Source organism: Ignatzschineria sp. PL_is040 (genome assembly GCF_055813795.1).
The window spans coordinates 40,473-64,598 of record NZ_JBVPGU010000007.1; the positions used below are offsets into that span (position 1 = coordinate 40,473).

At 39.9% G+C, this 24,126-nt stretch carries 21 protein-coding genes, 1 tRNA gene and 1 riboswitch; of the genes, 18 read left to right on the forward strand and 4 right to left on the reverse strand.

Features of this window, described 5'->3' with window-relative positions; translation table 11 throughout:
• Positions 1-47: 47 nt before the first annotated feature.
• Together AC0SAP_RS08395 and AC0SAP_RS08400 are read right to left on the reverse strand one after the other, a co-directional pair.
• Entirely contained in the window at positions 48-404 is a 357-nt protein-coding gene (locus AC0SAP_RS08395) for a DMT family transporter (protein WP_094568416.1), read from the reverse strand.
• The gene (locus AC0SAP_RS08400; RefSeq protein ID WP_286482501.1) at positions 397-738 is read right to left on the reverse strand and encodes a DMT family transporter; all 342 of its coding nucleotides are present in this window, start codon (positions 736-738) and stop codon (positions 397-399) included. The genes AC0SAP_RS08395 and AC0SAP_RS08400 overlap by 8 nt, the downstream gene beginning before the upstream one ends.
• Positions 739-1,137: 399 nt before the next feature.
• Here AC0SAP_RS08400 and AC0SAP_RS08405 point away from each other — a divergent pair.
• From AC0SAP_RS08405 to icd, 7 genes are all read left to right on the forward strand, one after another.
• Positions 1,138-1,214 (forward strand) — tRNA-Met (locus AC0SAP_RS08405).
• 70 nt (positions 1,215-1,284) lie between these two features.
• On the forward strand, positions 1,285-1,761 hold the full coding sequence (rimP, locus tag AC0SAP_RS08410; protein WP_473383849.1) for a ribosome maturation factor RimP: 477 nt from the start codon (positions 1,285-1,287) through the stop codon (positions 1,759-1,761).
• 20 nt (positions 1,762-1,781) lie between these two features.
• A complete protein-coding gene (gene nusA, locus AC0SAP_RS08415; protein ID WP_473383850.1) occupies positions 1,782-3,275 on the forward strand; it encodes a transcription termination factor NusA in 1,494 nt (497 codons plus the stop codon).
• Positions 3,276-3,331: 56 nt separating this feature from the next.
• Complete coding sequence (gene infB / locus AC0SAP_RS08420) at positions 3,332-5,950, forward strand: translation initiation factor IF-2 (protein ID WP_473383851.1); 2,619 nt, start codon at positions 3,332-3,334, stop codon at positions 5,948-5,950.
• 1 nt (position 5,951) lies between these two features.
• Entirely contained in the window at positions 5,952-6,347 is a 396-nt protein-coding gene (gene rbfA, locus AC0SAP_RS08425; protein WP_094568411.1) for a 30S ribosome-binding factor RbfA, read from the forward strand.
• Complete coding sequence (gene truB, locus AC0SAP_RS08430; RefSeq protein WP_473383852.1) at positions 6,331-7,260, forward strand: tRNA pseudouridine(55) synthase TruB; 930 nt, start codon at positions 6,331-6,333, stop codon at positions 7,258-7,260. Before rbfA ends, truB begins: the two co-directional genes overlap by 17 nt.
• A 51-nt stretch (positions 7,261-7,311) precedes the next feature.
• Positions 7,312-8,565, forward strand: coding sequence for an NADP-dependent isocitrate dehydrogenase (icd, locus tag AC0SAP_RS08435; RefSeq protein WP_473383853.1), 1,254 nt, complete (start codon positions 7,312-7,314; stop codon positions 8,563-8,565).
• Positions 8,566-9,062: 497 nt separating this feature from the next.
• On the opposite strand, the gene AC0SAP_RS08440 is transcribed toward icd, so the two are convergent.
• Positions 9,063-9,266 carry a cold-shock protein gene (locus tag AC0SAP_RS08440; RefSeq protein ID WP_094568408.1) on the reverse strand — a complete coding sequence of 68 codons (204 nt, stop codon included), beginning with the start codon at positions 9,264-9,266 and terminating at the stop codon, positions 9,063-9,065.
• Between the two features lie 161 nt (positions 9,267-9,427).
• On the opposite strand from AC0SAP_RS08440, the gene folK reads away from it, so the two are divergent.
• The 7 genes from folK to truC all read left to right on the forward strand — a co-directional run bounded on the left by folK (position 9,428) and on the right by truC (position 16,673).
• The gene (folK, locus tag AC0SAP_RS08445) at positions 9,428-9,925 is read left to right on the forward strand and encodes a 2-amino-4-hydroxy-6-hydroxymethyldihydropteridine diphosphokinase (RefSeq protein ID WP_473383854.1); all 498 of its coding nucleotides are present in this window, start codon (positions 9,428-9,430) and stop codon (positions 9,923-9,925) included.
• A gap of 154 nt (positions 9,926-10,079) precedes the next feature.
• Entirely contained in the window at positions 10,080-10,682 is a 603-nt protein-coding gene (gene rdgB / locus AC0SAP_RS08450; protein WP_473383855.1) for an RdgB/HAM1 family non-canonical purine NTP pyrophosphatase, read from the forward strand.
• Between the two features lie 426 nt (positions 10,683-11,108).
• Complete coding sequence (gene brnQ / locus AC0SAP_RS08455; RefSeq protein ID WP_473383856.1) at positions 11,109-12,434, forward strand: branched-chain amino acid transport system II carrier protein; 1,326 nt, start codon at positions 11,109-11,111, stop codon at positions 12,432-12,434.
• A gap of 494 nt (positions 12,435-12,928) precedes the next feature.
• On the forward strand, positions 12,929-13,708 hold the full coding sequence (locus tag AC0SAP_RS08460) for a transporter substrate-binding domain-containing protein (protein ID WP_473383857.1): 780 nt from the start codon (positions 12,929-12,931) through the stop codon (positions 13,706-13,708).
• A gap of 365 nt (positions 13,709-14,073) precedes the next feature.
• A complete protein-coding gene (aroA, locus tag AC0SAP_RS08465) occupies positions 14,074-15,360 on the forward strand; it encodes a 3-phosphoshikimate 1-carboxyvinyltransferase (RefSeq protein ID WP_473383858.1) in 1,287 nt (428 codons plus the stop codon).
• A 21-nt stretch (positions 15,361-15,381) separates the two neighbouring features.
• Positions 15,382-15,822 carry a type II secretion system major pseudopilin GspG gene (gene gspG / locus AC0SAP_RS08470; protein ID WP_473383859.1) on the forward strand — a complete coding sequence of 147 codons (441 nt, stop codon included), beginning with the start codon at positions 15,382-15,384 and terminating at the stop codon, positions 15,820-15,822.
• Positions 15,819-16,673 carry a tRNA pseudouridine(65) synthase TruC gene (gene truC / locus AC0SAP_RS08475; RefSeq protein WP_473383860.1) on the forward strand — a complete coding sequence of 285 codons (855 nt, stop codon included), beginning with the start codon at positions 15,819-15,821 and terminating at the stop codon, positions 16,671-16,673. The genes gspG and truC overlap by 4 nt, the downstream gene beginning before the upstream one ends.
• A 153-nt stretch (positions 16,674-16,826) precedes the next feature.
• On the opposite strand, the gene AC0SAP_RS08480 is transcribed toward truC, so the two are convergent.
• Positions 16,827-18,041 (reverse strand): MFS transporter, encoded by a 1,215-nt coding sequence (locus tag AC0SAP_RS08480; protein ID WP_473383861.1) that lies wholly within the window; start codon positions 18,039-18,041, stop codon positions 16,827-16,829.
• Positions 18,042-18,278: 237 nt separating this feature from the next.
• Positions 18,279-18,323: riboswitch (PreQ1 riboswitch) on the forward strand.
• A 3-nt stretch (positions 18,324-18,326) separates the two neighbouring features.
• On the opposite strand from AC0SAP_RS08480, the gene queF reads away from it, so the two are divergent.
• The 4 genes from queF to AC0SAP_RS08500 all read left to right on the forward strand — a co-directional run bounded on the left by queF (position 18,327) and on the right by AC0SAP_RS08500 (position 23,796).
• Positions 18,327-18,797 (forward strand): preQ(1) synthase, encoded by a 471-nt coding sequence (gene queF / locus AC0SAP_RS08485; RefSeq protein ID WP_473383862.1) that lies wholly within the window; start codon positions 18,327-18,329, stop codon positions 18,795-18,797.
• A 1,034-nt stretch (positions 18,798-19,831) separates the two neighbouring features.
• Positions 19,832-20,716: a methylisocitrate lyase gene (prpB, locus tag AC0SAP_RS08490; protein WP_109201962.1), complete on the forward strand. Its 885-nt coding sequence runs from the start codon at positions 19,832-19,834 to the stop codon at positions 20,714-20,716.
• 119 nt (positions 20,717-20,835) lie between these two features.
• Positions 20,836-21,993: a bifunctional 2-methylcitrate synthase/citrate synthase gene (prpC, locus tag AC0SAP_RS08495; protein ID WP_473383863.1), complete on the forward strand. Its 1,158-nt coding sequence runs from the start codon at positions 20,836-20,838 to the stop codon at positions 21,991-21,993.
• A gap of 360 nt (positions 21,994-22,353) precedes the next feature.
• Positions 22,354-23,796: a bifunctional 2-methylcitrate dehydratase/aconitate hydratase gene (locus AC0SAP_RS08500; protein ID WP_473383864.1), complete on the forward strand. Its 1,443-nt coding sequence runs from the start codon at positions 22,354-22,356 to the stop codon at positions 23,794-23,796.
• Positions 23,797-24,126: the final 330 nt, after the last annotated feature.

Sequence of the window (24,126 nt, forward strand, 5' to 3'; positions counted from 1 at the left end):
ATCCTATGATATATATCTTCTTAAACTGTCCTACTGTAAAGCCTTATTTAAAAAGTTGTATCAGAGAGATTTAATAGAATAACTCCTAGCACCACTAGCGTTAAACTTATAACTTTTTGAATACTTAAATGCTCTTTAAAGAAGACTGCCCCAGAGAGTGTCATCAACACTGTTGACAGACCTGCCCAAACGGCATAACCGATACTCATATCGATCCGCTGCATAACGAGCGTAATAATAAAGAGGAAGAGAGAGTAACCAACAATAACGCCAAGCAATACAATTTTAGGTGATCCGCCGCCTAAAAACTTTAAACTCGTTGTGGCAAAAGCACTACAAAAAATTGCAAAAACAAGTAATACCCATGCATTAATGGTACCTAAAAAATTTAAAATTTCACCCATGCTTCACCTTTTTAGGTTGGGGTTCAAGGGAGAGCCCCGCAACACCTAAACCGATTAACACAAACGCTACAATTTTCATCCCTGATAGGTGCGCATTAAAAAACAGAATATCGATCACAGAGATTGCAACCATTCCTATGGCTGTCCATAGGGCATAGGCAATCGATATCTGTATCCGTGCAATACAGGCGACAAAAGCCATAAACCCTAAACCATAAAAAAACAACATAAGTAGAGAGGGCAATATCTCATTAAATCCATCTGATAGTTTCATGCAGACTGTTCCTAAAACCTCAAAACAGATCGCAATGCCCATTAAAAATCCTGCTGGCATAATTCCCTTTCTATTGAATAGTCATTCAAAATATGAGAATCATTCTACACACTTTTTCCATACTCTTCTGCTCTAATTGAGCATTATCCCCCTATTAATTAACCATAATCGTGATTTTTATCGCTAAAAAGAGTTCCTCTTCATCAAAAGTAGACTCCGACTTCTCAATGAACATACTCAATACCCACACTCAATGGCTTATAAATAACTTATTTGTTTATTAGCTTACAAATAACTAATTATGATTACTCCCTAAAAGTCCTGCTCTACGAATCATGATATAAACTAAAGAGTAAAGATAGAGAGAATAGGAAGTAGATAGTAGAGAGGTCTTTATAAATTATTTCATAAAACCTATTGCTTTTATGAAAAGTTCATCTATAATAGTCTCTTCATTGACGCGGGGTGGAGCAGTCTGGTAGCTCGTCGGGCTCATAACCCGAAGGTCGTTGGTTCAAATCCGGCCCCCGCAACCAAATAATAATAAAAGCCCGTTTTTAAACGGGCTTTTTGCATATTTAAATTTTTTTATGGAAATCACTCTATATGCGTAAAGATCCTTATAACCTGTCAGAACTCTTATCACCTTCTATAGAGGCGTTAGGGTATCAACTATGGGGAATTGAATTTCACCCAAATTCAAAGAATGCTATTTTGCGCATCTATATCGACAAAGAAGATGGCATTGGCATTGAAGATTGTGAGATTGTGAGCAATCAAGTCGCTGGACTTTTAGATGTCCACGATCCCATTACGATGGCTTACACCTTAGAAGTCTCCTCCCCCGGCTTAGATCGTTACTTCTTTACGCCGGAACAATTTGCAGCTTATAAAGATCAATTAATTGCATTCCAACTACGTTCAGCGATCGATAACCGTCGTCGCTTTCAAGGAAAGGTTGTGGATGTAACAGAGAGTGACTTAAGCATCGTCGTCAAATTAGAGAATGATCAGTTCTCCGATGAACCGATATCAGTTCCTTTATCCAACATTGACCGAGCACAACTTGTGATCGATTTTTAAATATTAAAGAGAGTTCTCAAATGAATAATAAAGAAATCATGCTCGTTGCAGAAACCGTCTCTAATGAAAAAGGCATCTCTCGTGATGAGATTTTTACAGCATTAGAGCATGCCCTTGCAGCAGCTGCACGCAGAACTTACAACATTGATGTCGATCTTCGTATCGAAATTGATAGAACCGATGGTTCATACCGTACATTCCGCCGCTGGATGGTTGTTGATGATCACTTGCCACAAGAAGAGCAAGTGCCGACTCGTCAAATCACACTCTCCGCGGCTCAAATTGATGATCCTGAAATTGCAATTGGTGACTTTATCGAAGAGGAGATTGAGAATATCCCCTTTGCTCGCATCGGTGCACAAACAGCAAAACAGATTATTTTTCAAAAAATTCGCGAAGCTGAAAGAATGCAGATGGCGCGTCGCTATGAAAACCGTGTTGGTGAGTTAATTCGTGGCACCATCAAACGCATTGATCGCGGCAACTTCTATGTTGATATTGGCGATAATGATGAGGCATTCTTACCAAAAGAGAATATGATTCCTAGAGAGTCCCTCCGTATTGGGAATCAAGTTCGTGCTGTCTTAGAAGAGATCAGCATGGATAATCCAAGAGGACCACAAATTATTCTCTCAAGAAGAAGTGATGATCTTATTAAAGCACTCTTTGAGATTGAGGTTCCTGAAATTAACCAGGGTTCTATCGAAATTATCGCTGCTAGCCGTGATCCCGGAAGTCGTGCTAAAATTGCGGTAAAGACACATGATCAAAGAATTGACCCCGTTGGTGCTTGTGTCGGTATGAGAGGTTCTCGTGTACAAAATATTACAAAAGAGTTAGCTGGCGAGCGCGTTGATATCGTGCTCTGGGATGAAAATCCTGTGCAATTTGTCATTAATGCGATGTCTCCTGCTGAAGTGATGTCTGTTGTGGTTGATGAAGATCGTCATATGATGGATATTGCTGTGAGCCAAGATAAGCTATCTCAAGCAATTGGTCGTGGTGGACAAAATGTTCGTTTAGCCTCAAAACTAACCGGCTGGGAACTCAATGTGATGGGTAATGAAGAAGCCCAACAAAAATATGAGAAAGAGTCTGAACGTATCTTAGATCTCTTTATGGATGCCCTTAATGTCGATGAAGAAGTTGCTGAAATCTTAATGCGTGAAGGCTTCTCCACTATTGAAGAGGTGGCTTATGTCCCTGTACTGGAGATGATTGAGATTGAAGAGTTTGATGAAGAGATTGTCGAAGCACTTCGTGATGCTGCCCTTGAAGCTCTCAACAATAAGAAAGAACTTCTTCAAAACTTAGGGGAATCAGCACCAACCCCAGAGCTCATTGCCGTACTTGAAGATAATGAGTTACTTGCAATCACGCTTGCAAAAAATGGTATCCGTACACTCGATGACTTAGCTGAACTATCAACAGATGAGTTATGTGAATTAACCAGTATCGATGAGGATGATGCAAGCAAATATATTATGGCAGCAAGACAGAGTTGGTTTGAATAATATGAATAGTTAAACATTTTAAAATAGACATAGAGTGTCTACTTGGAAGATTGAGAATGAGTGAAAAAGATAAAACAAAAAGCCCTTCAAAAATTACGATTAAACGAAAAACCCATACAGAATTAAAAGTTGAAACTGCACCTGGTCGTGCAAGAACTGTTCCTGTAGAAGTTCGCCGTCGTCGTACTTATGTGAAGCAAAAAGATGCTAATAATGCTGTATTACCTGAAGAAAACATTACTTCAGTTGCAGTTGATGAGGCTGCTAAAAAAGTGGAAAGTGTAGCTGAACAAGCAACAAAACCTGAAGTACTTCCGGTAGACACAACAGAAACTAAATCTAAAAACGAAACAAAAAAAGTTGTTGAAACCTCAACAACCGCTGATAAGGCTGAGATGGAAGCGAAACGAAAAGCGGAACAAGAAGCAAAAAGACAAGAAGCTGAGCAACATCAGCTTGAACGTCAAAATGCAGCAAAAGAACGCGCTGAAAGAGAATTAGAAGAGAAACGAGAAGCTGAAAGAGCTAAAAAAGAGCAACGTGAAAAGGCGCAACAAGAAGAGATTGCACGCCTTAATCGTATGGCGTCTGCTTCTGAAAAACCGGTATCAAAAGTAGAGATCCAATTCCAAACTCAAGAAGAGGAAGAGAAAGTTGAAGAAGTGCCCGTTGCCGAAGTTATTGAAAAAGATGAAGAAGAGATCTTAATCAAGCCGGTAAAACGCTCTGCAAAACTAGACAGCGATAAAGTAGACAATAAAAAGACGCGTAAAGCGGGATCGAAACGTCGTGGTCGTAATGACGATGATGATCGTGCTGAGATCTCCTTGAAGCGAGAGAACAAGCGTAGTCGCCGACAAACAAGACGTAATCAGCCACAACAGCAACATGGTTTCCAATTACCAACTGCGACAAAACAGATCGAAGTGGAATTAGGTGAAACGATCAGTGTTGCGGATCTTGCTCATAAAATGTCAGTGAAAGCAGCAGAAGTGATTAAAGCCTTAATGAACTTAGGTTCAATGGTGACAATCAACCAGCTACTCGATCGTGAAACGGCAGCAATTATCGTCGAAGAGATGGGGCACACTTACAAGTTTGTCAGTGAAAATCCTCTTGAAGAGGAGTTGATCGCATCGATTGAACAAGGTGATGTTGATCTTATCAAGCCGCGCCCACCTGTTGTAACGATTATGGGGCACGTTGACCATGGTAAAACATCACTACTTGACTATATTCGTAAAGAGCATGTCGCAAGTGGTGAAGCGGGTGGAATTACCCAACATATCGGTGCTTACCATGTTAAAACAGACAAAGGGGTCATTACCTTCCTCGATACACCAGGACACAGTGCCTTTGCTGCAATGCGTGCTCGCGGGGCAAAAGTGACCGATATTGTGGTTCTTGTCATTGCTGCAGATGATGGCATTATGCCTCAAACAATTGAAGGAATTCAGCATGCAAAAGCATCTGATACTCCTGTTATTGTTGCTGTCACTAAAGTAGATAAACCAACCGCTGATAAAGATCGTATCATGTCTGAATTGACACAATATGAGATCGTTCCTGAAGAGTGGGGTGGAGATAACCTCTTTGCTTTTGTCTCCTCAAAGACAGGAGAAGGAATTGATCATCTTCTCGATCAAATCTTAGTTCAAGCAGAAGTTTTAGAATTAACCGCAATCTCAGAAGGTCCTGCGAGAGGATCTGTAATTGAATCAAAACTTGATCGTGGCCGTGGTCCTGTTGCTTCTATTCTCGTTCAATCAGGTTGCCTCAAGAAAGGGGATATTCTCCTAGCAGGTTATGAGTATGGCCGTGTGCGCGCATTAATTGATGAAAATGGTAAACAAGTTGAGAGCGCGTCACCTTCAATTCCAGTAGAGGTCATTGGTCTTTCAGGTGTTCCTAATGCCGGGGATGAAGTCATGGTCGTTCCTGATGAGCGTAAAGCGCGTGAGATCGCTCTCTTCCGTCAAGGTAAATATCGCGAAGTTAAATTGGCAAGACAGCATAAATCAAAACTTGAGAATCTCTTTAGCTCAATGGGTTCTGATGAGAATAAACAACTCAACATTGTCCTTAAAGCAGATGTTCAAGGTTCTGTTGAAGCGCTTGTGAATGCCCTTGAAGAGCTTTCAAATGATGAAGTAACAGTTAAAGTCATTGCAAGTGGCGTAGGTGGTATCACCGAATCTGATGCAAACCTTGCTGTCTCATCTGATGCCTTAGTGGTTGGATTTAACGTTCGCGCAGATAATACGGCACGTAAGATTATTGAGGATGAAGGTTTATCGCTCTACTACTATAGCGTCATTTATGATGTTATTGATGAGGTGAAGAAAGCCTTAATTGGTAAACTTGCTCCACAGTTTAAAGAAGAGATTATCGGTATTGCGGAAGTTCGTGATGTCTTTAAATCTCCCAAAATTGGGGCTATTGCCGGCTGTATGGTAACGGAAGGTATTATTAAACGAAATAATCCTATTCGTGTCCTTCGTGATAACATTGTGATCTATGAAGGGGAACTTGAATCACTCCGTCGCTTTAAAGATGATGTGAATGAAGTTCGGGCGGGCATTGAGTGTGGTATCGGTGTGAAAAACTATAATGATGTTCGCACAGGTGACCAAATTGAAGTCTTTGAAACAGTGGAAGTAGAGCGAAAGTTATAAAATGGATAGCAAAAATTCCCGTTTAAAACGTATTAATGAGCAGCTCCGTCAGGAGCTCTCACTTCTCATACGTAAAGATGTTAGTGACTCTCGGGCGCTAATGGTCTCAGTAACTCAGGTCGATACCGTGCGAGATTTTTCTCAAGCGAAAGTCTATATCACCTACTTAGGTCCTGATGAGGAGCGTAAAGAGATTATCGCGCTACTCCATGAGTATGCTCCTGAGTTTCGTCGTCAATTAGGAAAAATTCTTCGTCTTCGAACGATTCCCCGTTTCCATTTTGTCTACGATGACCTTCTTGAAAAGAGTAATGCGATCACCTCTTTAATTACAGAAGCGATCCGTTCTGATGAGATGAAAGCTGAAGAGAGCCGTAAAGATGACTCAGAAGATTAAACATAAACGCCGTCAACTTGACGGCATTTTGCTTTTAGATAAACCGAAAGGTTTAACAAGTAACCAAGCATTACAGCGAGTAAAGCGCCTCTATCATGCTGATAAAGCAGGTCATAGTGGCACACTCGATCCTATGGCAACAGGAATGCTCCCCATCTGTTTTGGGGAAGCAACAAAATTTGCCGGCATTCTGCTCGATAATTATAAACAATACCAATTTACCTGTAAGCTTGGAGAAAAGAGTAGTACAGGTGATGCAGAAGGTGAGATTATTGAAACCAAGCCGATTCCCACAACACTAACAGAAGAGGCTTTAAACGTGGCTTTGTCACAATTTTTAGGAGAGATATCGCAAGTTCCTCCTATGGTTTCAGCACTACACCACCAAGGAAAGCGGCTCTATGAGCTTGCACGAGAGGGGATTGAAGTTGAAAGAAAACCTCGACAAATCACCATCTCAAAATTAACCCTCGATCAATTATCCCCTTTGAGCTTCACCGCAACGGTAACCTGCTCAAAGGGAACTTATGTTCGTGTCTTAGCGGAAGATATTGCTGAAAAGTTAGGGACTCTTGGCCATTTAACGATGCTTCGACGTATCACAATAGAGCCTTACGGGATAGAGAAATTAATCACACTAGATGAACTCGAAGCCCTTGCTGAAAGAGAGAATCCCTATACAGCATTAGATGCGCTACTCCTCCCAATGGATAGTGCCGTAACAGATCTACCACTCTTAATCTTTACACAAGAGGAGGCTAGACGCATTCTTCATGGACAAAGGATACGAATTGAGGGTAAACTCGATCATAACTTATATCGCCTTTATAGTGACGATAACCAATTTTTAGGGATTGGTGCGCCCAATACCCCAACATCGATTGGGCCGAAGCGCATTATCTCGCAGAGTTAATTTTCTATTGAGATTCAATTTTGTTTAATTTTTATTTATTTTGGAGGTTTTATGAGTTATCAACATATCAAAGTCCCTGAGGGAGAAAAAATCACCCTTAACAAAGATTTTTCACTCAATGTTCCTAATCAACCTATTATCCCTTTCATTGAAGGAGATGAGGTAGGTGCAGAAATCACGCCTGTAATGCAGAAAGTGATCAATGCCGCTGTTGAGAAAGCTTACAACGGTGCGCGTAAAATCTCTTGGATGGAAGTCTATGCCGGCGAAAAGTCCACTAAAGTTTATGGCAAAGATGAGTGGTTACCGCAAGAGACTTTAGATGCTCTTAAAGAGTTTATTGTCTCTATTAAAGGTCCATTAACAACACCTGTTGGTGGCGGTATTCGCTCACTTAACGTGACAATGCGTCAAACACTCGATCTCTATCTCTGTATGCGTCCAGTTCAATACTTCAATGGTGTTCCTTCACCTGTTAAAGAACCTGAAAAGGTCGATATGGTCATCTTCCGTGAAAACTCAGAAGATATCTATGCCGGTATTGAATGGGAAGCAGGTTCTCCTGAAGCTAAAAAAGTGATCGACTTTTTACAAAATGAGATGCATGTTAATAAGATCCGTTTCCCAGAAACTTCTGGCATTGGTATCAAACCGGTCTCTGAAGAGGGAACTAAACGTCTCGTTCGTAAAGCGATCCAATATGCTATCGACAATGATAAACCGAATGTTACCTTAGTTCATAAAGGCAATATCATGAAGTTTACCGAAGGTGGATTCCGTGATTGGGGTTATGAGCTTGCTCGTGAAGAGTTTGGGGCAACATTGATCGGTAATGGTCCATGGTGTGAATTTAAAAACCCAAAAACTGGGAATATGATCACTATCAAGGATAGTATTGCCGACGCATTCTTACAAAGAATCCTTTTCGAACCTGAAAAATATAGCGTTGTAGCCACATTAAACCTCAATGGTGACTATATCTCAGATGCCCTAGCGGCACAGGTAGGGGGAATTGGTATTGCGCCAGGAGCAAACCTTTCTGACTCAATTGCAATCTTTGAGGCAACACATGGTACAGCACCTGATATCGCAGGTAAAAATATTGTCAACCCAGGATCACTCATTTTATCTGCAGAGATGATGTTACGTCACTTAGGTTGGACTGAAGCCGCTGATCTTGTGATTAAAGCGCTCAATGGTGCTATCTCATCGAAAAAGGTAACTGCTGACTTTGCCAATATGATGAAAGATGCAACACAGGTCTCTACGAGCGAATTTGGCGATATCATGATCTCCAATATGTAATATGTGAATATCTCTCAAGACTGAAAATTGAAATTTTAGAATTTCAATTTTATAAGATTATATAAAATCTTATAGAGAACCTAAAAAAAGAGATTAACTATTGAAAGTTAATCTCTTTTTTATTTCTATCTCTTTTCTATTTCTAGATCTAGAATCATTAAGTCTATGATCTAGAATCTTTATGATTATATCAACGTTAACACTACCGCTCTGCCCCTCTTATTCGACACGATAAAGCTTATAACAAGCTCTTACTCTTATAGCGGTACTTATAACAATAGTTATTAGTAATAGTTATTATCAATAGAGAAAATAGCTCCCTGAATCAAAAATGATTAAGAGAAACGAACGTAGCAGAAAAATGAAAAAGCCTCTAAGTAACTTAGAGGCTTTTTTTGTGTCCGGTTTTTGTGTGTTCTAGAGGTTACTAATTAATGCAATGCTAACTAACAATTCAATGGAACAACTAAACGCCGACTCTCATTACTTAAATAGAATTAAGCAGGTTTACAAACTGTTGTTTGAAGACCACGATCACTCTCTTTTGCTTCAAATTCAACTTTTTGACCTTCCGCTAAAGTACGAAAGCCATCCCCTTGGATTGTAGAGAAGTGTACAAATACATCTGCACCACCATCATCAGGAGTGATAAAACCGAATCCCTTGGATTCATTGAACCATTTAACAGTTCCAATACGCATAAAAAACCTCAAAAATAAAACTTATATGATCAACGATCATATTTAAAAATAGAATACTGTCTCAAATTCTTATTTGTAGACAGACTCTAACATTAAGCGTAAATTCCCCTAAATGCAAGATATATATTTTAATTATTTTTAAAACAGGTTTAAAAGACAGTATGAATATCGTATATCTCTCATTAGGTTCTAACCTCAATAATCCCCTTTTACAGGTGAAAAGTGCAATCAATGAGATTCAAAATAGTCCACAAATCACACTATTAGCGAGCTCTTCCCTCTATGAAACACCGCCTATCGGCCCTAAACAGCCCAATTTTATCAATGCCGCACTCAAGATAGCCACACCCCTCTCGCCCCTTCAATTACTCGAATCTATGCAACGTATTGAAGCCTCTCATCAAAGAGAACGAACGATTCATTGGGGACCGAGAACACTCGATATTGATCTTCTGCTCTACAATGATCAAAAAATCGATATCGAGCGTTTAACCATTCCCCACCCCTTTATGCATGAACGCGCCTTTGTGCTGCTACCACTACTAGAAATTGAACCTACGCTAGAAACGGCAATGCATGGCACATTGTCGAAATGTCTTGAAACATTAGCGGATCGCTTCGATATCGTAAAAGTGGAAGATCCACCTCTGATCCCCTAATTGACTACCCATGCTTAAGTCATCCATTATTTGCCAATTGAGATTGCCATTATGAGTCTCTTTCCATTTGTTAATCCTCTTAATTCCTATTCAATTCTATTCAATAATTTCTATTTAATAATCCCTATCACTATCTAATTTAGGAGATATTCTTGTGAAAAATTTTCAGAAAATTTTAATCGCCTCCAATAATCAAGGAAAAATTAAGGAGTTTAAAGCACTCTTCGAGCCCCTTAACATCGAGATCCTCTCCTTAAAAGATCTCAATATTGAATCCCATCCTGAAGAGAATGGCTTAACCTTTATTGAAAATGCGCTCATCAAAGCACGAGATGCTGCAAAAAAGAGCGGTCTTCCCACATTAGCAGATGATTCTGGTCTTGTTGTCCCTGCACTCAAGGGGGAGCCGGGGATCTACTCTGCTCGCTATAGTGATTCCGGCAATGATCATGACAATAATCTTAAATTACTAGAGAAGATGAGTCATCTATCGGGAGCTGATCGTGCTGCCTACTTCAAAGCCGTTCTTGTTCTTCTTCGCAATGCAGAGGATCCTGTTCCACTCATCGCGGAAGGGGAAGTTCATGGTTTTATTACCGAAAATATTGAAGGTCATGAAGGTTTTGGCTATGACCCTCTCTTCTTCTATCCCGAAAAACAATCGACCTTTGGCCTTCTTCCACCCGCTCTAAAAAATCAAATTTCCCACCGAAATAATGCGCTTCAGCAGCTCCTCAATAAAATTTCATCGCTATAATCAATACCTTAAATAGTTATCCACATATCCTGAGGACAACCCTTAGTATAAAGTTATCCACAAAAATGTGGATAACTCGTGGATAACTTTTCACTTTTTTATCGACAAAGTGATCCAGATATTTATACAACTACTTTTCAACAGCTAAAATTAGGCTTAAGATGAGTTATTCACTGCTTTTTATCAAAAACTGTGGATAACTATGGCTGCTCATCATCATCAATCTTTATAAAAGAGATGATAATAATAAAAGGATACCAATAATTTATTATTTCGAGGACAGCTTGGGTTCAGATTTCTTTAACTACTAAAAAATCTGAGAGATTATTCTGAAAAACATCAAAATTGTTATAAGAATAATGATCTGTAATTAATCAACTCACGCAAAAGCGCTAGTTGAATTGCATTTTCTAGAGATTAATTTGTATGTCTAAAAGAACTTTATTTATAGGATTTATGTTATTTGCGCTTTTTTTCGGCGCGGGTAACTTGATATTTCCCCCGACAGTCGGGCAATTAAGTGGTACTAACTTTCTTCCAGCAATTCTCGGTTTTATTGTGACTGGAGTCGGTTTACCACTAGTTGGCATTATTGCCGGATCATTTTCGAATGAAGGATTTCGCTCTGAGGCTAGACGCGTAAGCCCACTCTTTGCATTGGTCTTTATGGTGGTGATCTATCTCACCATTGGTCCTTTCTTCGCAATCCCAAGAACAGCAATGGTCTCTTACGAAATGGCGGTCCTTCCCTTCTTAGAGGGCGGAATTGAGACTTTTTCATCAAAAGTTATCTTTTCAGTGATCTATTTTGGTTTAACCTTCTATCTCGCACTCAATCCGACAAAATTAGTCGATCGTGTCGGACAAATCTTAACGCCGCTCCTTTTAATCACGATTGTGCTATTGATTATCAAATCATTTTTTGATCTCAATACACCGATCACAGAGGTATCAGAGCAATTTCAGAAAGCTCCTTTCTTTGTAGGATTCTCTGAAGGCTATCAAACAATGGATACAATAGCGGCGGTGGCGTTTTCAATCATTGTTCTCAATGCGGTCAAAGCAACAGGATTAACGGAACAGAAATCGATCTTTAAGCAAGCCTCTATTGCGGCCATTATTGCCGGAGTAGGTTTAGGTTTAGTCTATATTTCACTGGCATGGATGGGGAATAACTATCCTTTAACAGAAGCGGAAGCAGCCGGTGGAAATACGGGAACCTCCATCTTAACTGGTGTTGCGCGTTTAACTTACGGTGAAGCAGGTCGTTTCCTCTTAAGTCTGATCGTGACATTAGCCTGTTTAACAACGGCTATCGGCCTTATTGTTGCAGTAAGTAGTTACTTTAATGAGATCTACAGTAAGATCTCCTATCGTGTCTATGCGGTAATCTTCACCTTAATTAGCTTTATTCTTGCCAGCCAAGGCTTAAGCTCAATCATCATGGGAGCAGTACCTATTCTTCTAATTATCTACCCCATTACGATTGTTTTAATTGTTTTAATCTTTATCGATAGACTCTTAAAAGGGATGCCTAATTTAGCATTTCAATTACCGATTTATGTAACGCTCATCATTAGTGCGATCTCGGTACTATTAGGATATCTCGATGATTCTAGCTTTAAAGCGGCTGTGGGATCGATCTTAAGCTATCTTCCTTATCAAGAGAGTGATATGGGCTGGATGATCCCGGCCATTGTTGCATTGGTTATCGGTCTTATCTTAGGAAAAGCGATCAAAAGAGAGCATTAACCTCATCCCATCAAAAAATGAGTGTTAAATAAGAATAACGGAACCTCACGAATTTATAACTTTGTAAGTTTATAAGTTTATAAAATAAGTGGGGTTCTTTTTTTACATCTTAAAAATAGCGTCAAAAAGGGAATCAGAAAAATTTTTTCCCTTCTAATCACCTCTATAGAGAGGATACAAGCGCAATTTTAACAAATTTTATTAAATCTCCTCATCTTTAGAGATGCTTTAGGATAATTATCCGCAAAAAAGAGGTAGAAACCTGTGGATAACTTCGTGATAAAAATCATAGAGATTTATCCCCTAGACCATCCCTCTATTTATGATAATAGATATACACAGAAAAAAAGGGGGCTAAAACTTGATTATTCCTCAACAAAGGCGGTAAATTGTGGATAACTCTGTCTACTCATCATTATCTTTTATTAGTTAAAGAGATGAATATAATAATTATAGACAAGAGTTATAGAACGATCATTCTCTAGAGGTTTGCTATGTTAAAAAAATTAATTATTGGTAGTTCGCTACTATTCGCCACACAAGTGATGGCTCAAGATGTGATTAAAATCGGTATTGAAGGTTCCTATCCGCCTTTCAGCTATATCTCTGAAAATCAGACGATTGAAGGATTTGAACCTGATCTAGCAAAATTATTTTGCGAAAAGATGGAACAGAAATGTGAAATTGTACAAGTTGACTTCGATGCATTAATCCCCTCTTTAAACACAAAACGTATCGATGCAATTTTGGCGTCAATGTCGATCACAGATACTCGTAAAAAAGCGATTAACTTCAGCAATAAGTATTATCAAACGCCTGCAAGATTTGTCATTCCTGTTGGTAAAAGCATCGATATTACGGATGAAGGTTTAAAAGGTAAAAAGATTGGTGTTCAAAGTGGAACGATCCATGAGATCTATATGAATGACAAATATCGACGATCTGCTGATGTTCGTAGTTATCGCAATTTAGATGAAGCGATGATGGATCTTGAAACAGGTCGTATCGATCTTGTTTTTGCGGATGTTGTTCCACTCGATATCGGTTATCTCAAAGAGGATTATGCCGGTAAAATCGAATTTATTGGACCTGCTTTCTTTGATGAAGAGTGGTTAGGAGAGGGTGTAGGCGTCGGTCTTCGTAAATCGGATACTGCACTTTTAGAGCGATTCAATAAGGCGATTCAAGCATCTCGAGAAGATGGCTCTTATCAAGAAATTGAAGCAAAATATTTCGATTACGATGTCTATGGGAAAGAGCCTGAGAAAGAGTAAAATAATACTTTAAGAGAGCCTAAAGCACTTAATTTGAAGATTGAGTAGTTAGTAAGATTTTGAAACTGAAAAGAGTTAGCTAAAACTAACTCTTTTTTTTGGGGGGAAGCTTTAGGGTCAATTAAGAATAGCGAGTATAGAATCGTTATGATGTGGTAAGATCATTGATCTAGTGGATAAATGAGGGCATAAACAAGGGTTAGCCTAAAAATTATCTACACGCCTTACAATGTCTATCAATAAATTACTATCAATAAATTTGTGCAGAAATTGCGACAATTCGTTGCAACTAACTGAAAAATAGAACTTTTTGATAGGGATCGATCAATACTTTGATACCTCTTCTGTAATTGGATTTAGCTACAATGATGAAACTAAATTTACCTAAAATTGACTCGGCATCAGGTTCGGTCACCATTCCTGGCTCTAAAAGTATCTCAAATCGAATTCTACTTTTAGCGGCATTGACAGATGGTGTAACTACTATTACCAACCTTCTACAGAGCGATGATACAGAACGAATGTTAGAGGCATTGGAGAAGTTAGGAATCAAGATTGTTGAGAGAGACCCCATTGCGCGTATCTTTGAAGTGACCGGTAATGCTGCTGGATTTCCTAATAAAAAGGCATCACTCTTTTTAGGGAATGCCGGGACTGCATTTCGCTCCTTGACTGCAGCGGTTGCTCTCAATCAGGGAGAGTATCAATTAACGGGAATACCCCGTATGCATGAGCGACCGATCAAAGATCTTGTGGATGCTTTAAGAACATTGGGCTGTCGGATCGAGTATCTTCAAAATGAGGGATATCCGCCCCTAAAGATCGGCAAGGGGGATTTTAAGGTTGATCGAGTCTCCATTAAAGGGGATGTTTCGAGCCAATACTTAACGGCACTTCTTATCGCCCTACCGCTCTTACAAAAAGAGATCACAATCGATATTGAAGGCATTTTAATCTCTAAGCCTTACATAGAGATCACCTTAACGCTTTTGCGCCAATTTGGTATTGAAATTACCCATCACGATTTTGAGTCCTTCACTATTCCTGCAGATGCTAAATTTACCACTCCGGGCACTTTTTTTGTGGAGAGTGATGCTTCTAGCGCCTCTTACTTTTTAGCTTTAGGGGCATTAGCCGGACCTTTAACAGTGAAAGGGGTAGGAACCTCCTCTATTCAAGGAGATATCCGCTTTGTCGATGCTTTAATAGAGATGGGCGCAGAGGTTGAGTGGGGGGAAAATGCGATCTATGTCTCTAAGCCTCAAAATGGCGTTTTAAGAGGAATTGATCTCGATTGTAATCACATCCCAGATGCGGCGATGACATTGGCAATTTTGGCTGTTTTTGCCAAGGGTAAGACCATATTACGCAACATTGGAAGCTGGCGCGTGAAAGAGACCGATCGAATTGCGGCAATGGCGACAGAATTGAGTAAAGTGGGTGTGAAGGTGGAAGAGGGGGAAGATTATTTGGTGATCTATCCTCAAGAGGAGATTTCTCCCGATATCGAAATTGAGACTTATGATGATCATCGGATGGCGATGTGTTTCTCCCTTCTCTCACTTAAAGCCCCTATTACGATCTTAGATCCTCTATGTGTCGATAAGACCTTTCCCACCTATTTTGAACTCTTTTCTCAGGTGACTCAATAGATTTTAGCGAGGTCATCTTCGATGTTTAAACATACTTTTAAAACTGTCTATAAGCAGGGTTTTTCATTAGTAGAATTGATGATCTTAACGGTTATTGGTGCTATTTTGATCATTATGTTTTCTCAAAATATTTTAGGGATCAATGATGAGTCAAAACGAGTTAAAGTGAAGCAGAATTTACGCTCTATAGAGGGGGCTTTAGCGATTTTTCGGGATGATCTTAATCGTTACCCAACAACGGAAGAAGGCCTTACTGTTTTGTTAGAAACGTCTGATGATCAGGCATGGAATGGCCCCTATATTCGAGAAGAGATCTTAATCGATCCTTGGGGTGTGCCCTATCTCTACGAGGCATCGGAGCAAAATTATCAAATTATGACTTTTGGTGCGGATAAAAAACGTGGCGGAAAAGGTCTTAATCGTGATATTACTCAATATCGAGGTGAGGGGATAGAGTCGTGATAAACAATCTAAAAGCGCCTTCGCTATTAGATCATCAAAATCGGAGTAATGAGAGGCTGGATGATCCCCTAATGGAGATATCGGCCGTTGACATGCCCTTAAAACCTTTAAAGATTCTCTATCAGGATGATACTTTGATCGCTATCGATAAGCCTAGCGGTTGGTTTGTTCATCGCTCTCCTCTCGATCCTAAAGTAACGGAGATTGTTCTACAACGATTGCGAGATCAAGTAGGTGCCTATCTCTATCCTGTACATCGTTTAGATCGACCGACATCAGGCGTACTCTGTTTTGCTTTAGATCAAGCGAGTGCTCGCGCTTTAGGGGCGCAATTTATGGCACATTCGCTAAAAAAAGAGTATCTCGCCTTAGTACGAGGATATGTTGAGAATGAAGGAATGATTGATTCCCCGCTCTCTTTTATCCGCGATAAGATTGCCGATCGAGATCGGGGAGAGATAGCTGATCAAGAGGCGATTACTTTCTACCATCCTTTAGCTCAATGTGAGATACCGTTATCCACAGGGAAATACCCAACATCTCGTTATACGCTTCTCTCTTTATCACCTGAAACGGGAAGAAAACATCAACTTCGCCGCCATATGAATCACTTCTCCCATCCTATTATTGGGGATAGTACATATGGTGACTTACGGCATAATAGGCTCTTTAGAGAGCATTATGATGTTGAGCGATTGCTATTACACGCTTATCGTATCACTTTAGCGCATCCTAAAAGTGGAGAACCTTTAACGATTACAGCCCCTTTGGATAACTTGTGGATAACTCTGTTGACAAGGTTGGGATGGAATCCCTCTATCATTGCCTCAATAGGGCTCCATAATTCTTAAGAATCATCTTTTAATATTATCTTTTGAGATAAGAATGAGCGCGGTAGTTGTCTTTCGTGGCTCTAATACCCTTTTTATGGATCGGGCTTGGTGTAAATAAAAAAGATCTATTCAATGATAGATCTTTTGTTGATACCGATTGTAAAGAGAGCTCTAATCGAGAATTTTTCCCTTTGTCTCGGGAATTAAGAAGATAAAGGAGAGCGCAGAGAGGAGGTAGACACCAGAGATAAGGCTTAAGGCGTAGCTAATATCATGCTTCATCGCTAATGTTCCGATAATAACAGGTGCAAATCCCGCAATTCCTCGACCTAAATTGAAGATAATATTTTGCGCAGAAGAGCGAGCTTCCGTTGGATAATGCTCAGAAAGTAGCGCACCGTAACCGCCCATCATGCCATTGACGAAGAATCCTAAAATTGCCCCTAAGAACATTAAGACGTAGTAGTTTGATTGTTGGAAATAGATCCAGACAAAAGCAGCACTCACTAAAAGAAAGAAGATATAGGTTGGACGACGCCCAATTTTATCTGAAGTTGCGCCAAAAGAGAGTGTTCCGATAACCATCCCAATGGTTGTAATAATGGTCCAGAAGAAGGTTCCAGAGAGCGTAAAGTTATGCTCTTTAGCAAGCATCATCGGCATCCAGATCATAATGCCGTGAAAACCAAAGTTTTGGACACTGGTAGCAATAATGAGCCCAATGGTGGTCAATGTTGTGCGTGAATCTTTAAATAGTGGCTTGATCGATATCTTATTCCGATTTTCCCGTTTTACTTGTAACCAGATCTCTGGCTCACTAAGATTTCGACGAGTCCACCAGACTAAAAGTGCCGGGAGTGCGCCAATAAGAAACATTCCATGCCAACCGATATAGGGTGAGAGGAGGCTTACTAATGCCGCTAAGACGATTCCTACCTGGAAGCCGATCGCGACTACCGCAGTTGCGCGTGAACGCTTATGTGCCGGCCATGTTTCTGCTACCAATGTCATGCCGATACCAAACTCTCCCCCTAAACCTAAGCCGGCGATAAAGCGGAAGATGGTAAACATCTCAGCGCTTGTTGAGATTGCCGCAAGCCCGGTAAAGATCGAGAAGAGGAGAATCGTCCAGTTAAAGACACGAACGCGTCCAAACTTATCTGCCAGCATTCCAAAGAAGATACCACCGATGACTGTTCCTATTAAGGTGATGGTCTGAATCATGCCACCTTCGGCATCTGTTAATCCAAATTCTGCTTTAATAAGAATCATCGCAAAGGCGAGAATCATAATATCAAGGCCATCCATGGCATAGCCTAATGTGGAGGCGAGTAATGTCTTCCGATCACCTTTTTTGATAATCGGAACCTGTGTCTGCTGTTGCATAAAAGATCCTTTCTGAATGAGTAGGAGAGGGGAGATTAAAACGGAAAATATTATAGCAAGATCTTACTTGAACTGATAAAAAAGCCGCCATTTTTGCAGAAGGTTAGTTGAATTATGAGAAGAGGGCGTCAATAGATCTGCACTTAATTGACCAGTAAGGGAAAGGCCTTTGATTTTCCCTCTATTCATTCAAATAATTTCTCTTTTAGAGTCACAATGTTATTATTGCCCTTTAAATTAACTGTGGTTCGCAACCATCCCACATGAAAAAACTAGGAATGAATAATGAGTAATAAGAAAGAGCAATTAGAAAATTTAACCCTATTAGGTAACCAAGCAACGATCTATCCTACTGAATATACGCCCCAAATTTTAGAGACATTTAAGAATGCTCATCCCGATAGAGAGTACTTTGTCAATTTTCATTGTCCTGAATTTACAACGCTCTGTCCGATGACAAATCAACCCGATTTCGCGACAATCTATATCTCTTATGTCCCAACAATTGAGATGGTCGAGAGTAAATCACTAAAACTCTATCTCTTTAGCTTTAGAAATCATGGCTCATTTCATGAAGATTGCGTCAATATTATTATGGATGATCTTATTAAATTGATGGATCCGCTCTATATTGAGGTACGCGGGGAATTTACGCCTCGAGGTGGAATCTCGATCCATCCATATACTAATTATGGAAAAGCAGGAACTCAATGGGAAGCGGTCGCCACTCAGCGCTTAGCAAATTTTCAATTTTAAAGCGTTATCTGAGTCATCTTGTTAAAGATGCTCTAAAGGTTAACTAAAAAAACACTCAAATTGATGAGAAGTCGACTGATAGTTGCTTTTCTCCCTATTTCGATACTTTTTTAATATTGATTAAATAAAAAGATTATTGAATTAATCTTTCATCTAATCTTGTTATTGTTGATTATTTAACTCAATTTTAACGCTATTTAAAAATGAATTTCGGTGAAAAAGAGAAGAGGGATGAAGCGTTAACCGATACGCATAGAAGAGATAAGATAGAAAGCTCTTTTTCTTAGATCATCTTTTAATAACAAATCAATTGATTTGCCTATTAATTGATCTTATTGCGAACTTTTTGTAAAAAGTTTCCCTTTTTTGTAAAAAAAGATATAAAAAAATAGATCTCTCAAAAAAGGCTATTAATGGCTATTTTGAGAGATTTTTTTGTTTTTCTAGAGTAAAAAAAGCGCAAAAAGTGATTTTATAATTTGGGAAACGCTATTCCGCTTTGCTATGTTGTATTTAAGGATATGGAAATAAAAAAGAGCAAAGGAGTGATTGATTGAAGAGATTCTTCTACCAGAAGAAAGCTTAAGAAATTAATCAGAATTAATCAGAGTTAATCGAAAATAATCGAAAGGGATCAATATTTCATTATTTTGAGAATAAAATCAGAATCTATTTAAGGATATTTCAATAGAGTTGGAATAAGAAGAGTGGGCTATTTTTTAGTAGAGAATGCTCTCTTTGAAAGCGATAATTGATATACAGCATATGTAAAATATATATATTAAAATATATATAAATATAATTTAATCTGCTCTCAACTACTCTTTCTAATCATAGATCATGATTCACGATTTTTAATTGACGCTGGTGATAGCACTTCTCACTCTGACAAATAAAGATGTAACAGATATTGCTGTAGACAACCTGTTGCAGGAAGATTTAATAGAGGATTAAGATCGCTCTAGAGAGCGATTAACTACAAGAAAGGATCTTAATTTTAACCATGATGTAGAAGAAACCAAAGGAGAGTTGTAATGAGCATAAAAACAGCAGGTGAGAGATTTCGAGAAGCATTAAAAGAGGAATCTCCCCTTCAATTAATGGGGGTGATCAATGCCAACCACGCCTTGTTAGCTGAAAGAGCAGGTTTTAAATCGATCTATCTTTCAGGGGGTGGTGTAGCGGCAGGATCATTGGGTATTCCAGATCTTGGAATTACGACGTTGCAAGATGTGTTGATCGATATTGATCGTATTACCAATGTCACCGATCTTCCCTTAATTGCAGATGCTGATATCGGATTTGGAACCTCAGCCTTCAATGTGGCGCGTACTGTGAAGTCTTTTATTAAGGCGGGTGCTGCTGGATTACATATTGAAGATCAGGTGGGTGCAAAACGTTGTGGTCATCGTCCTAATAAGGAGATTGTCTCTAAAGAGGAGATGGTTGATCGTATAAAAGCAGCCGTTGATGCGAAGACTGATCCCAATTTTATGATTATTGCGCGTACCGATGCGCTTGCAGTAGAGGGGTTAGAAGCCTCTTTAGAGCGAGCGGCAGCTTATATTGAAGCAGGTGCTGATGCGCTCTTCCCTGAAGCGGTAACAGAATTACCTACTTATCGCGATTTTACATCAAAGGTTAATGTTCCAGTTCTTGCGAACATTACCGAATTTGGCCAAACACCCCTATTTACACTCGATGAGCTCAGAAGCGTGGGCATTGCTATTGCGCTCTATCCGCTCTCAGCTTTCCGAGCGATGAATAAGGCGGCAGAAACTGTGTATAACACCATTCGCAAAGAAGGAACTCAAAAGAGTCTCCTCCCTATGATGCAGACACGTGACGAACTCTACCAGAGTATTCGTTACTACGATTATGAAAAGCAGCTCGATCAGCTCTTTGCATCAAAAAAGTAGTAAAAACAGAGAAAACAGTAAAAAACAATAATAAATCTACCGATCTGTGAGTTACACGGTAGAGCTGTAGCACTGTAAAAATTAATCACCTATATAAAGAGAATTCCTAGGAGGAAAAAATGACGACTCAGAATGCGTCCGGCACTTTTCGCCCCAAAAAATCTGTTGCTCTTTCCGGCACTATCGCTGGAACCACCGAACTCTGTACCGTTGGTCGAAATGGTAATGAGCTCCATTATCGAGGGTACAATATTCTCGATCTTGCTGAGAATTGTGAGTTTGAAGAGGTGGCCCATCTCTTAATTCATGGGAAGCTTCCCAATGAGAGTGAGTTGCGCCTCTATAAAGAGAAACTGCAAGCATTAAGAGGACTCCCTGTCTCTATGCGTAAAGCATTAGAGACCTTACCGATGTCTGTTCATCCGATGGATGTTTTACGAACGGGCGTCTCCCTATTAGGTTGTATCTCTCCTGAAAAGGATGATCACAATACAGCAGGTGCAAAAGATATTGCCGATCGCTTGATCGCTTCACTGAGCTCAATGCTGCTCTATTGGTATCACTATAGCCATAATGGTGTCCGTATTGAGCTAGAGAGTAAAGAGGATTCTATCGGCGGTTACTTCCTACATCTACTCCATGGCAAGCGCCCTAAAAAATCGTGGGTTAAAGCGATGCATGCTTCGCTTATTCTCTATGCAGAACATGAATTTAATGCATCGACCTTTACCGCAAGGGTAATTGCCGGAACGAACTCCGATATCTACTCTGCAATTACCGGTGCGATTGGGGCATTGAGAGGACCTAAACATGGGGGTGCAAATGAGGTAGCTTTCGATATTCAGCAGCGCTATGACTCTCCTGATGAAGCGGAAGCTGATATTCTTGAGCGTTTAGCCAATCGTGAGATTGTTATTGGTTTTGGTCACCCTGTTTATACGGTTGCCGATCCACGTCATGAGGTCATTAAACGGATCTCCTACGATCTCTCTCAAGAAGCGGGAACAATGCGCATGTACGATATTGCTGATCGTATCGAAGATGTGATGCAAAATCATAAAAATATGTTCCCCAATCTCGATTGGTTCTCAGCGGTCTCTTACCACATGATGGGGGTTCCAACTGCGATGTTTACCCCTCTTTTTGTAATTTCTCGATCGGCAGGATGGGCAGCACATATCTTAGAGCAACGAAAAGATAATAAGATTATTCGTCCCGGCGCTCAATATACCGGACCAGAAGAGTTGCGTTTTATCCCGCTATCAGAGAGAGATTAAGAAGCGGTTAAAGCGGAAATAATCGTTCATTGATCAAAGAGTATGGGGTGAGATTGAGTCGATTCATACCCATAGGTGCACTCCTGCGGGGGTAGAGGGGCACTTATGATCTCAGTAATACTCCATACTCTTTCTTTAAGATCTGATCGCTATCTTATCCTTTCAAGAGGCTGATGGAGCGGTTCAATATAGTACCTAATATAGAGGATAGATCCATCATGACGCCTTATTAATCATTTACTACCTAATTAACCACTTAATTAACCAGTTAATGGTTCACCTATTACCCATTCATTAGCTATTTTCATTAACCATTCAATTACCCACTATTACTAATCATCTAAAATAGGAGATATATCTATGTCTAAAGAGAGAGAAGTTAAATTTGATCAGGTCTTAGTCGATATTGTCGATTATGTTCGTAACTATGAGATCAAGTCAGATTTGGCTTATCAAATTGCGCAATATTGTCTAATCGATACTTTAGGCTGTGGGCTTGAAGCACTCGATTATCCTGAATGTGCCAAACTTTTAGGACCTATTGTGCCCGGAACGGTCGTTCCTCATGGTGCAAAAGTTCCCGGAACGCAGTTTCAGTTAGACCCTGTTCAAGCGGCTTTCGATATTGGGGCAATGGTTCGTTGGTTAGATTTTAACGATACTTGGCTCGCTGCTGAGTGGGGGCATCCTTCCGATAATCTTGGCGGTATATTAGCCGTTGCTGATTGGCTCTCTCGTGTTGCTGTGGCTTCAGGAAAGAAGCCATTAACAATGAAAGCAGTTTTAACAGCGATGATTAAAGCGCATGAGATTCAGGGCTGTATTGCACTTGAAAATGCCTTCAATCGGGTAGGATTAGACCATGTCATCTTAGTAAAAGTGGCCTCAACAGCTGTTATTTCAGAGTTGTTAGGCTTAAGTGAAGAGGAAGCTCTTAATGCTCTGTCACTGGCATTTGTTGATGGTCAATCACTGCGAACCTATCGCCATGCACCTAATACTGGCTCACGTAAATCATGGGCGGCAGGAGATGCAACTTCGAGAGCTGTGCGTCTCAATTTAATGGCACAGAAAGGGGAGATGGGGTATCCCACAGCATTAACGGCAAAAGTATGGGGCTTTTATGATGTCTTATTTGAAGGGAAGCCTTTCCAATTTCAGCGCGATTATGGCACTTATGTGATGGAGAATGTTCTCTTTAAGATCTCTTACCCTGCTGAATTTCACTCCCAAACGGCTGTTGAAGCGGCAATGACGCTTAAAAAACGTCTCGATGAATTAGGCAAGAGCTCAGATGATATTGAGCGTATCGATATTAGAACACATGAAGCATGTATTAGGATTATTGATAAGAAAGGGCCACTTAATAATCCGGCAGATCGAGATCACTGTATTCAATATATGGTCGCTGTCCCCTTAATCTTTGGTCGTCTGACAGCAAGTGATTATGAGGATGATATAGCTAAAGACCCACGTATTGACGCGTTGAGAGATCGAATCATCTGTCAGGAAGATCCTCAATTTACAAAAGATTACTTCGATCCAGAGAAGCGCTCGATCGCAAATGGTTTAACGATCACGTTAAAAGATGGCACAAAACTTGATGAAGTTGTTGTGGAGTATCCGATCGGCCATGCGCGTCGTCGGGAAGAGGGAATGCCGGTGCTTGTTGAGAAATTTAAGCGTAACTTAGCGCGTAGATTCCCTGCAAAACAGCAAAAAGCAATTTTAGAGATCTCCTTAGATCGTGATGCACTCTGGGAGATGCCGGTTAATGAATATGTTGATCTCTATGTGATCTAAATATCATCTCACCTCGCTCTATTTTCAGTTATGAAGAGTAACTATCATTGACCGTCATTGATTGTCATTGATTGTCATTGATGCTCGTTGATAGTTATTAGAGATTATTAGAAGTTATTAAAAATAAGGAGGGAGAGAGTGAATCTCTCCTTCTTACAAGTTTCAGGTGTGATCTACCTTAAAACTCCCTAAAGAGAGATCTCTAGAGGGAAATCTTAATGGTCGATCACTCCTTGAAAATAGATCACTCTGTGATCATTTCTCCTTCAATATGAAGATCTTTGCTCGGCTTGCCGAGCTTTTTTTTATGACTTTTTAATGATTGACTCA